The organism is Actinokineospora sp. PR83, assembly GCF_021056305.1.
Taxonomy (GTDB): domain Bacteria; phylum Actinomycetota; class Actinomycetes; order Mycobacteriales; family Pseudonocardiaceae; genus Actinokineospora; species Actinokineospora spheciospongiae.
In genome coordinates this window covers 1-10,525 of record NZ_JAJCXD010000119.1, presented here as the reverse complement: position 1 = coordinate 10,525, position 10,525 = coordinate 1, and the positions used below count along the sequence as shown (strand labels likewise).

The following is a 10,525-nucleotide window of genomic DNA, read 5'->3' as shown; positions in this document are numbered from 1 at the left end:
CGAGCCAGGCGGCGGCCACCGGCCCCGGCCCGGCACCGGCGAGCACGCCGATCGCGGGCGGGCACACCGCGACCGCGGCGAGGGCGACCGCGACGGCCACCGGCCGCAGCCGCAGGATCGCCGCGGCCACCAGCAACCCGGCGGCGAAGACGGCGGCGCAGACCACCGACAGCTCGCGCACGCCGGTCAGCACGGTCGCGTGCCGGTCGAACGCCCCGGTCAGCGAGCCGTACCCGGCGAGCTGGGCGGTGGCGGGGACCATGCCCTCCGGCACCGCGCCGCCGAACCCGGCGACCCGGCCGAACACGGCGTCGACCAGCCCCGGTTCGGAGGCGGTGGCGGGCAGCGTGGAGACGGCGGCGGCGACCCGCAGGGTCAGCACGACCCCGGCGGCGATCCCGACCAGCCACGCCACGGCCGCGGCGGGCCCCGAGCGCCACCACGGGCCCCCGGGCGGCGGCGGGTGGGCGGTGCGCACCGGGCTCAGCCAGGGCGCGGTCGCGGGCCGGTCGCGGAACGCGTGCGGCAGCGCGGACAGCAGGACCACCGCGTCGACGAGCCGCATCAGCGGCAGGAACGGCGCCGGGAGCAGGTAGCCGGGCTGCCGCTGGCGCAGCGCGACCAGGGCGGTCAGCAGCAGGTCGGGCAGGAACACCCCGAGCAGCACGGCCCACACCGGCAGCAGCCCGAAGCCGAGCAGGAACGGCAGCGCGACCAGGACGGCGGAGGTGAGCACGCTCTCCACCGCGAACCAGCCCAGGCCCAGCACCTGCGGGCCGCGGCGCAGCCCGTTGCGGCGCACGGCCTGCCAGAAGCCGACCGCCCACTGCCGGGCCTGGCGGGCGTAGCCGCGCAGGGTGTCCGGGTCGCGGGTGCCGACCACCGCGCCGCGCACCACCACGACCCGGCCCAGGCCCAGGCGGTAGATCTGGTTGGACACGTCGAAGTCGGCGACCGGCACGCCCTCCGGCGCGAGGTCGACCCGCTGCAGCACCGAGGTGCGGAACATCCGCGCCGGGCTGGGCAGGACGCGGGCGGCCTCGGCGTTGGGGCGGGTGCGGATGATCGTCAGCAGTAGCTGCGCGAGCGCGTAGGCCCGGCCCCGGTGGGCGGTGACCAGCCTGCCCAGGGGGCCGCGGCGGGCGGTGGTCCAGTCGGTGCGGGCGAACCCGGCCACGGCGACCACGTCCGGGTCGTCGAAGATCGGCAGCGTGCGGTCGAGGAACGCCGGGTGCGGCCGGTGGTCGACGTCGAGGACCAGCACGTACCGGTAGTCCTCCGGCACCCGGAAGCCGGTGAGCCCGGCGACGACCGCCCCGGAGCGGCCCAGCGGCGCCACCGTCTCGACGACGTTGACCCCGTGCTCCCTGCCGATCTCGGCGGTGCGGTCGGTGGAGGCGTCCGACACCAGGAAGACGTCGCCGCGGGCGACCAGCCGGGTGGCGGCGGCGAGCGCCTCGGCGACCTCGGACTCGGCGTCGTGCGCGGCGATCACCACGGCGACCTCGCCGAGGACCTTCTTCTCGCGCACACCACCGACGAGCGAGCCGCGTTCGCGGTCGCGGCGCAGCACGCCGAGGACCACGTTCACCAGCGGACCGATGCCCACCACCAGCAGGGCCAGGAGCCAAGGAATCACGCGCGGAACCCCATTGCCACCCCGTTGTCGACAACCCCCGACTGTTGTCACAGAGCGTAGGCGGACGTCCTCCTCTTGGGGTCAGCCCGGAGGATGAGATTGCTTACGTCATCTGGTGGGGATCACGTCGTCTCGGTAGTAGTCCGGCCGCGCGGGCCGCGCTGACCGCCGCCAGGCGTGAGTGGACACCGAGCTTGCGGTAGAGGGAGTGCGTGTGTGTACGCACCGTGTTCACCGAGAGCCCCAGCTCGGTCGCGATCTCGGCGCCGCGCAGCCCGTCGACCATGCTGACCAGCACCTGCCGCTCGCGACCGGTCAGCGCGGCGAGCGGTCCACCACCCTCGCGGTAGCGGTCGACCTCCTCGCGCAGGCCGCGCAGCACGGCCCCGAGGTGCCGCGGCGGGAACCACCCCTCGCCCCGGCAGACCCCGCGCAGCACCTGCACCAGGTGTGCGACCCCGGACTCCTTGGGCACCCAGGCGTCGGCACCGAGCCGGGCCGCGGCCACGACCCGGTCGACGTCGTCGAGGCCGGACAGCACCACCAGCCGGGCGCCGGGGGCGGCCAGCCGCAGCGAGGTGAACAGCCCGACCTCGTCGACCCCGGCCGAGTCCGGGTCGACGGTGATCACGTTCGGCCGCTCCCGCTCCACCCTGGCGAGCAGGTTCGGGTCGTCGGTGGCGCAGCGGCCGAGCACCCACAGGTCGGTGAACGCGCCGAGGCGGACCGACAGGGCCTCGGTCAGCAGTTCGTGGTCGTCGACGAGCCACAGGCGCACCAGGTCCACTCCCCCACGGTGCCCCATCGACGGCGGTGCTGTCCCGTGCACGGGCCGACGCGCGCGGCGGGGGGTACCCCGGCCGGGTCAGCCGAGCAGGGCGTCGACGAAGGCCACCGGCTCGAACGGGGCCAGGTCGTCGGGGCCCTCGCCGAGGCCGACGAGCTTGACCGGGACGCCCAGCTCGCGCTGCACCTGGAAGACGATGCCGCCCTTGGCGGTGCCGTCGAGCTTGGTCAGCACGATGCCGGTCACCTCGACCACCTCGCCGAAGACCCTGGCCTGGGTGAGGCCGTTCTGCCCGGTGGTGGCGTCGAGGACCAGCAGGACCTCGTCCACCTCGGCCTGCTTCTGCACCACGCGCTTGACCTTGCCCAGCTCGTCCATCAGGCCGACCTTGGTGTGCAGGCGGCCCGCGGTGTCGACCAGCACCGCGTCGACGGCGGCGGCGCGACCGCGCTTGACCGCGTCGAAGGCGACCGCGGCCGGGTCGGCCCCCTCCTTGCCGCGCACGACCTCGGCACCGACCCGGTCGGCCCAGGTCTGCAACTGGTCGGCGGCGGCGGCGCGGAAGGTGTCGGCCGCGCCGAGCACGACCGTGCGGCCGTCGGCGACCAGGACGCGGGCGAGCTTGCCGGTGGTGGTGGTCTTGCCGGTGCCGTTGACGCCGACGACCAGCACCACGGCGGGCTGCTTGGCGTCGCCGTCGCCGTGCGGCAGGGCGCGCACGGCGCGGTCGAGGTCGGGGCGCAGCGCGTCGACGAGCACCTCGCGCAGCAGGGCGCGGGCGCCGTCGGCGGTGCGCACGCCGCGGGAGACCAGTTCGGCGCGCAGCCGCTCGACGACCTCCGCGGTGGTGCGCGCGCCGAGGTCGGCCAGCAGCAGGGTGTCCTCGACCTCGGTCCAGGAGTCCTCGTCGAGGTCACCGGCGCCGAGCAGGCCGAGCAGGCCCTGGCCGAGGGTGGAGCGGGAGCGGGAGAGCCGCCCGCGCAGCCGCTCCAGGCGACCGGCGGTGGGCTCGATCTCGTCCTGCGCGGGGAACTGCTCGGTCAGCGGTTCGCCCTGGACGGGCAGTTGCTCGGTGACGGGCTCGGCCTGCACCGGGAGCTCGTCGGTGGGCAGGGAGGAGACCGGGGCGGGCTCGACCGGCGCGCTGCCGGTCGGCGCGCTGCCCGCGGGCGCGCTGCCGGTCGGGGCCGGGTCGGTTGTCGTGTCCGGGAGCGCGATGTCGACGATGCCGCGCTTCTCGGAGTCGCGCGGGACCGAGGCGTCGTCGCCGACGCCGGGCTGACCGTCGACCTCGGTGCGCTCGCCTGCCGGGTGCGCGGGCGGGACGAGCGGGGCGTCCTTCGGCTTGGCCGGGGCGAGGCTGATGCCCGACCCCGCCTGGTACCCGCCGCCCTTCGGCTTCTCGACGGCCTCGGGCCGGTCCAGGGTGATCCGCCGCCTGCGCGCCAGCACGACCCCGGTGACCAGGGCGGCGAGCAGCACGACAACAACGACGACCAGGATGACGATCACGGTGCTCGACACCGGGCCATCCTCGCATCCCGGCCGGTGGGCGACCGGGATGCCACCCTCGGTGAGATAAGAACCGATTTAGCGTCAATTTGGTCAATAACCAACGAAACCCTTGCGCGCACCCCCGGTGTGCAATAGACCACAGGGTCATGGGTTGGCGGCGGGTGCTCGGGATGATCTCCGGCACGTCGGTGGACGGCATCGACGTGGCCGTGGCCGACCTGCGGCTGCACGCGGGGGTCGTGGAGCTGTCCCCCGTCCGGCACGCCGAGGTCCCCTACCCGCGCGCGCTGCGCGAGGACCTGCTCACCGCGCTGCCCCCGAACCCGTGCGACGCGCGGACCCTCTGCCGCCTCGACACCGGTATCGGCCAGGCCTTCGCCGCCGCCGCCGCGCGGTTCACCGGCGGTGGCGACAGCGGCGTCGACCTCGGTGTCGATCTCGTGGCCTCGCTGGGGCAGACCCTCTACCACTGGGTCGACGGCGGCGACTGCCTCGGCACGCTGCAACTGGGGCAGCCCGCGTGGATCGCCGAGGCGACCGGGCTGCCGGTGGTGTCGGACCTGCGCGCCCGCGACGTCGCCGCGGGCGGGCACGGGGCGCCGCTGGCCGGCGTCCTCGACCGGCTGCTGCTCGCGGCCGAGCCGGGCACCGCCGCGTTGAACCTCGGCGGCATCGCCAACGTCACCGCGGGTGGCCTGGCCTTCGACACCGGCCCGGCGAACGCGCTGCTCGACGCGGCGGCGCTGGCCCGCACCGGCACCCCGTGCGACACCGACGGCGCCCTCGCCGCCCGCGGCACCGTCCGCCGCGACCTGCTCGACGTGCTGCTCGCCGACCCGTACTACGCCGCGCCCGCCCCCAAGTCGACCGGCAGGGAGCACTTCCACGGCGACTACCTGGACGCGGCGCTCGCCCGGGTGCCCGCGGTCACCGACGCCGACCTGCTGGCCACCCTGGTCGCGCTGACCGCGATCACCGTCGCCCAGGCGTGCGCCCCGCACCGGCCGACCCGGGTGCTCGCCTCCGGCGGCGGGGTGCGCAACCCGGCGCTGATGACCGCGCTGGCCGCCGCGCTCGCCCCGGCCGAGCTGACCACCACCGACGCGCTGGGCCTGCCCGCCGAGGCCAAGGAGGCGTACCTGGCCGCCCTGCTGGGTTTCTTGACCTGGCACGGTGTCCCGGTCGACGCGGGCACCGGCGGCGGCGCCCGGGTGCTCGGCAGCGTCACCCCCGGCCGCGACCCGGCGCGCTGGCCGGAACCGCTCGACGGCACCGCCGAGTCCCTGCACCTGTCCCCGCAGCCCCCTGGAGGCCCCCGTGCGCGCCCTTGACCTAGCGATCATCGCGGTCTTCCTGGTCGGCATGCCCCTGCTGGGCATCCGGATCGCCGGGCGGCAGCGCTCCGGGGCGGACTACTTCGTCGGCGAGGGCCGCATCTCCTGGTGGGTCGCCTGCCTGTCGGTGGTGTCGGCGGAGACCTCCACCCTGACGGTGCTCAGCGTGCCGACGGTCGCCTACCTGGGGGCGTTCACCTACCTGCAACTGGCGATCGGCTACGTCCTGGGCCGGGTCGTGGTGTCGTTCGTGCTGCTGCCCCGGTACGTGGCGGGCAACATGACCACGGCCTACAACTTCCTCGGCAGGCGCTTCGGCGCGGGGTTGCAGGGCACGGCGTCGGTGACGTTCCTGTTCACCCGCCTGCTGGCCGACGGGGTGCGGCTGTTCGCCACCGCGATCCCGATCAAAGTGGTGCTCGCCGCCTACGGCTTGGACGCCTCCTACCTGCTCATCGTGGCGGCGCTGGGCGTGGCGATGGTCGTCTACACGTTCTTCGGCGGCGTGCGCGCGGTGATCTGGGTGGATGCCATCCAGATGCTCTGGTACGTCCTGGGCGGGCTCGCGGTGATCCTGGTGCTGATGGGCAAGCTGCCCGACGGCTGGTTCTCCTCGGCGTTCGAGGCGGGCAAGTTCTCCCTGCTGGACTTCGCCTCCAGCCCGCTGTCCAACCCGTACTCGTTCGTCACCGCGGTCCTCGGCGGCGCGGTCCTGTCCATGGCCAGCCACGGCGCCGACCAGCTCATCGTGCAGCGGCTGATGGCCTGCAACGACGTCCGCGCCAGTCAGAAGGCGCTCGTCGCCAGCGGGGTCGTGGTGTTCTTCCAGTTCGCGCTGTTCCTGTTCATCGGCACGATGCTGTGGTCGTTCTACCGCGGCGTCGACCCGGTCGGCGACCTCGGCCTGGGCACCAACGACGAGCTGTTCGCCCACTTCATCGTCACCGAGCTGCCCAGCGGCCTGTCCGGCTTCGTGATCGCGGGCATCCTGGCGGCCGCGCTCAGCTCCTCGCTGGGCGCGCTGGCCTCCTCCACGGTGACCGACGTGTACCAGAAGGTGGTGCGCCGCACGCTGTCCGACGCGGAACTGCTCAAGCAGGGGCGCATCTGGACCATCGTCTGGGCGGGCGCCCTGGTCCTCTTCGCGTCCCTGTTCACCACCACCAAGAACCCGATCGTGGAGACCGCGCTGGCGATCACCGGCTACACCTACGGCGCGCTGCTGGGCGCGTTCCTGCTGGGGCTGTGGGTGCGCAAGACCCGCCAGGCGGACGCGATCGCGGCGTTCGTGGTGACGGTCGCGGTGATGGCGTTCGTGATCCTGGGCCTGAAGTTCAGCCGTTCCGGCGCCTTCCTGGGGGTGGACTTCGCCAAGGCCACCAAGGAATCGGTGGCCCTGGCGTTCCCCTGGTACACCCCGCTGGGGGTGCTGGTGACCCTGGTGGTGGGCGGCCTGCTGTCGTTGCGCCACAGGGAACCCGCCCGGTGGGCCGAGGAGGAGCGGCCCACCGCGCCCGCCTGACCCGGTGGGCTACTTGCGCCGGTAGTTCACCAGTTCCAGGTGCAGGTCGAACCCGAGGGCGGTGAACATGCGCTCGGAGGCGTCGTTGCCGAGCGCGATCACCGCCGCCGCCCGCGGGCGGGCACCGTGCTCGGCGGCGAGGGCGCGCAGCAGGGCGCCGACCAGCGCCCGGCCGGTGCCGACCCCGCGCACCTCCGGGTCCACCGCCACGTAGTCGACGTAGAACTCGTCCTCCTGCGCGAAGCCCGCCGCGTAGCCCAGGACGCCGTCGACCCCGGTCTGCACGACCACGGTGTGCCCGCGGTCGCCGTGCACGAGCTGGCGGCCGGTGGCGGTGCGGTGGGGGAAGCAGCGCTCGTGCAGGGCGGCGACGCCGTCGGCGGTCGCCTGGTCGCCGCCGAGGAGCCGGGGCTCGCCGCCGTCGGGCACCGCGCACACCAGGACCGAGCGCAGCGCCTGGCCGGTGAGGGTGAACACGCGGCTGGCGCCCATGGGGTCGAAGCCGTGCCGGGCGGCGAGGTCGGCCAGCCGCCGGTGCCTGCGGTGCCCGTAGAGCTCCAAGTCGACCACCCCGGTCAGCCGGGGCAGCACCAGGGCCGCGTCCAGGAGGTCGTCGGCGGTGTTGTGCCAGGCCTGGCGCTCGGCCGGGTGGCCCTCGGGGAGGTCGATGAACGGGCCGAGCAGCCAGGCCCGGCCCACCTCGGGGTCGGCGTCGACGCTGAGCACCCCGCGGACGTCGCCGCGGTCGTCGACGGCCACGACCGCCCCGGAGGACCAGTCCGGGCGCAGGCCTGCGAGTTCGTCGGCGACCTCCGCCGCCGTGGTGCCGTGGTAGCCGATGAGCTGTTCCGGATCGCCCTGCAACCTGGTGACCAGGTCGACCACCGCGGCTTCATCGGCGGGAACCGCGAGACGGATGACATACATACCGGAATCGTGAACGCTGGCGGTGTCGGAAAGCGAGCAAATTAACCCGAGGGGCAGGAACGGCAGTGGCGGACAAGATCGACCTGGAGCTGCGCGAGGACACCGACGGCCACCGCTTCGAGGGCGTGGCCGACGGCGAGGTGGCCGGGTACGTCCAGTACCACCGGCTCGACGACGCCATCGTGCTGATGCACACCCAGGTGTCCGACGGCTTCGCGGGCCGGGGCGTGGGCGGCGCGCTGGCCAGGGCGGTGCTCGACCGCCTCCGAGCGGAGGGCACACCCGCCCGCCTGTACTGCCCCTTCCTCCGCGGCTGGGTCGACAAGCACCCCGACTACGCCGACGCCGTCACCGACGCCTGAGCACCGCCACCGCGTCGACACCGCGCGACCGGCCTCCCCCGGAGGGTGACCGGTGGGGCCGGTCGCGCCGGATCCGTCGCCCATCCGGGCACACCCACGGGTCCGAGATGGTCTTGTGACTTGATTGTCCGCCGATCGGCCCGATACTTGTGCGACCTCAGACAGTCCCACCCGGACGGACGATCCGGCCCGGTCGCGCCCAAGGAAGGCCTCAACGATGGCCAGTTTCGACCCCAAGAACGTCACCCCCGTCGAGTGGATGGGGATCGGCGCGGGCGCCGCCGCCTTCATCTTCAGCTTCCTGCCCTGGGTCTCCATCTCCGCCTTCTTCAGCGCGAGCGCGTGGAACTCCGGGCTCCTCGCCTGGCTGCCGGTACTGCTGCTGGTGGTCGCGGCCGGGCTGCTGCTCGCCACGCACTTCGGCACTGCGGTGAAGAACCTGCCGCTGATCTGGCTGGTGCTGGCGGGCGTGTCCGTGCTGTTCATCCTGCTGCGCTGGGTCACCCTGAGCGACGACGACTACATGGGCGTGGTGAGCGCCGGGGCCGGGCTGTTCCTGGGCCTGCTCGCCGCGATCGTGTCGACGGTCGGCGCGGTGCTGACCTTCAAGGCCACCCGCGGGCGTGTCGCCTGACGATTTGCCCGAACGGGATCGCCCCGGCCATGCTGCGCGCGTGGACGGGGCGATCCTGCGTTCGGTGGTCGAGCACTGCCGCGACTTCCTGGCCGGGCACACCGACGGCGACTGGGCTCGGCCCGGTGAGGCGGTGGAGCTGTCGACCGGGCGGCTGGTGGCGCACATCGGTGAGACGCTGCTCTGGTACTCGGCAGATTTCCTGGCCGGGGAGACCGAACTGTCCGTCCCGCAGATCAAGCTTCCCCCGGACGGTGCTCCCGGTGAGTTGCTGCGGGCGCTGGACACCTACGGCCGGATGCCGGCCCTGCTGGTCGACGCGGCGCCGCCGGGGCTGCGCGGCTTCCACCCGTTCGGTTCCGCCGACGCCTCCGGCTTCGCGGCCATGGCGGGGGACGAACTCCTGGTGCACACCGGGGACGCGGCCTCGGCCCTGGGGGTGGACTTCGCTCCGCCCGCCGGGCTGGTCACCCCGGTCCTGGAGCGGATCTTCCCGTGGGCGCCCACCGGCGCCGACCCGTGGCGGACCCTGCTGTGGGCCAACGGCCGCACCGCGCTGCCCGGGCACCCGAAGCTCGACCGGTGGCGCTGGCACTGCGCGCCGCTCGACGAGTGGGACGGGACGATGCCGTAGGTCGGCCCAGCGCGGATCGGCCCAGTGCAGGTCGGCTCAGCGGCCGAAGTCCTGCACCCAGTAGTGGCCCTTGGCGGTGAAACCGACGCCGAGGGTCTTGAGGTCGCAGTCGAGGATGTTGGCGCGGTGGCCCGGTGAGTCCATCCACGCCCGCATGACGTCCTCGGCCGTGCGCTGCCCCTTGGCGATGTTCTCCGCCGCCGGGTCGGGGTGGCCCGTGGCCTTCGACCGGTCGACGAACGAGCGGCCGTCCTGGCTGACGTGGGAGAAGTAGTCGTTGGCCGACATGTCGACCGCGTGCGACTGCGCGGCGGCGGCGAGCCGGTCGTCGGGGGCCAGCGGGTCGCAGCCCGCCGTGGCGCGCTCGTCGTTGACCAGGGCCAGCACCCGGGCGTCCGCCTTGGCGGCGGGGGTCGCGGGCGGGGCCTCGGTCGTGGTGACGGGTGGCGGGGGCGGTGGGTCCGAGCTGGGCGGGGTCTCGGGTGGTGGCGCGGTGGTGGAGGTGGGCGCCGGGGAACCCGTTCCGGGGTTCTGCGGCCTGTCCGGCGAACCGCCGTTGCCCGATGGGCTGTCGACCGGGGTGGAGGTGTCCTGCGGGGGGATCACGATGCGCTGGGCGGAGAGGCCGAGGGCCACCTCGTCACCCCGGCCCGCCTCGGGACCGGTGCCGCCGAGGCCGGGGGTGAGGCCCAGCGCCGTGGTCGTCCCGGCCGTGCCCGCCCCCACCGCGAGGGCCACGAGCACGGCCGGGAGTAAGGCTGATCGTCCCCGGCGTTGTGTCACGGTTTGGCAACGTACCACTTTCGGGTGACGTCACCGCTACGCCGAGTGGCGCAACCGGTTGGTACTCAGCCCCCGCTGGACGGCGTCGTGGGCTCGGCGGGCTGTGTCGTCGTAGTCGTCGTCGTGGTGGCAGGCGGCTTGGTCGTGGTGGGTTGCGTGGTGGGAGGCGTGCCGCCACCACCGCCACCACCCCCACCACCGCCGCCTCCGCCCCCGCCGCCGGGGGGAGGCGGGTTGCCACCACCGCCGCCACCCCCACCGCCGCCGCCCTGCGGGGGCGGCTGCTGGTTGGAGCTGCTCTTGCGGGTGGTGGTCGTGGTGGTGCCGGAGGTCGACGTGCCCGCCTCGGTGGTGGTCGTGCCGGAGGTCGGCGCGCTGGTCTCGGTGG

At 74.1% G+C, this 10,525-nt stretch carries 10 protein-coding genes; 5 read left to right on the top strand and 5 right to left on the bottom strand.

Going from position 1 to position 10,525, the window contains the following annotated elements; genetic code table 11:
* The 3 genes from L6E12_RS31285 to ftsY all read right to left on the bottom strand — a co-directional run.
* The coding region (locus L6E12_RS31285) for a glycosyltransferase family 2 protein (protein ID WP_236231527.1) at positions 1-1,639 on the bottom strand (1,639 nt) is incomplete at its 3' end.
* A gap of 103 nt (positions 1,640-1,742) precedes the next feature.
* Positions 1,743-2,426: a response regulator transcription factor gene (locus L6E12_RS31280; protein WP_236231526.1), complete on the bottom strand. Its 684-nt coding sequence runs from the start codon at positions 2,424-2,426 to the stop codon at positions 1,743-1,745.
* 78 nt (positions 2,427-2,504) lie between these two features.
* Complete coding sequence (gene ftsY, locus L6E12_RS31275; RefSeq protein WP_236231525.1) at positions 2,505-3,950, bottom strand: signal recognition particle-docking protein FtsY; 1,446 nt, start codon at positions 3,948-3,950, stop codon at positions 2,505-2,507.
* 137 nt (positions 3,951-4,087) lie between these two features.
* Between ftsY and L6E12_RS31270 the strand changes: the two genes are divergently transcribed.
* Entirely contained in the window at positions 4,088-5,272 is a 1,185-nt protein-coding gene (locus tag L6E12_RS31270) for an anhydro-N-acetylmuramic acid kinase (protein ID WP_236231524.1), read from the top strand.
* Positions 5,259-6,797, top strand: coding sequence for a sodium:solute symporter (locus L6E12_RS31265; protein ID WP_236231523.1), 1,539 nt, complete (start codon positions 5,259-5,261; stop codon positions 6,795-6,797). The genes L6E12_RS31270 and L6E12_RS31265 overlap by 14 nt, the downstream gene beginning before the upstream one ends.
* A gap of 9 nt (positions 6,798-6,806) precedes the next feature.
* Here the strand turns inward: L6E12_RS31265 and L6E12_RS31260 are convergent, their stop codons facing one another.
* Complete coding sequence (locus L6E12_RS31260; protein WP_236231522.1) at positions 6,807-7,724, bottom strand: GNAT family N-acetyltransferase; 918 nt, start codon at positions 7,722-7,724, stop codon at positions 6,807-6,809.
* A gap of 65 nt (positions 7,725-7,789) precedes the next feature.
* Between L6E12_RS31260 and L6E12_RS31255 the strand changes: the two genes are divergently transcribed.
* The 3 genes from L6E12_RS31255 to L6E12_RS31245 all read left to right on the top strand — a co-directional run bounded on the left by L6E12_RS31255 (position 7,790) and on the right by L6E12_RS31245 (position 9,354).
* Positions 7,790-8,086 carry a GNAT family N-acetyltransferase gene (locus L6E12_RS31255; protein WP_236231521.1) on the top strand — a complete coding sequence of 99 codons (297 nt, stop codon included), beginning with the start codon at positions 7,790-7,792 and terminating at the stop codon, positions 8,084-8,086.
* A 217-nt stretch (positions 8,087-8,303) separates the two neighbouring features.
* On the top strand, positions 8,304-8,720 hold the full coding sequence (locus tag L6E12_RS31250) for a hypothetical protein (RefSeq protein ID WP_236231520.1): 417 nt from the start codon (positions 8,304-8,306) through the stop codon (positions 8,718-8,720).
* A gap of 40 nt (positions 8,721-8,760) precedes the next feature.
* Entirely contained in the window at positions 8,761-9,354 is a 594-nt protein-coding gene (locus L6E12_RS31245; RefSeq protein ID WP_236231519.1) for a hypothetical protein, read from the top strand.
* 36 nt (positions 9,355-9,390) lie between these two features.
* Here L6E12_RS31245 and L6E12_RS31240 read toward each other — a convergent pair whose 3' ends face one another.
* Entirely contained in the window at positions 9,391-10,098 is a 708-nt protein-coding gene (locus L6E12_RS31240) for a CAP domain-containing protein (protein ID WP_236231518.1), read from the bottom strand.
* Between the last annotated feature and the right edge of the window lie 427 nt (positions 10,099-10,525).

What these genes read in the sequence shown, in the direction of transcription:
- L6E12_RS31270 (WP_236231524.1), top strand. Translation starts at nt 4,088, where the DNA reads ATGGGTTGGCGGCGGGTGCTCGGGATGATCTCCGGCACGTCGGTGGAC.
- L6E12_RS31260 (WP_236231522.1), bottom strand. Translation starts at nt 7,724, where the DNA reads ATGTATGTCATCCGTCTCGCGGTTCCCGCCGATGAAGCCGCGGTGGTC.
- L6E12_RS31250 (WP_236231520.1), top strand. Translation starts at nt 8,304, where the DNA reads ATGGCCAGTTTCGACCCCAAGAACGTCACCCCCGTCGAGTGGATGGGG.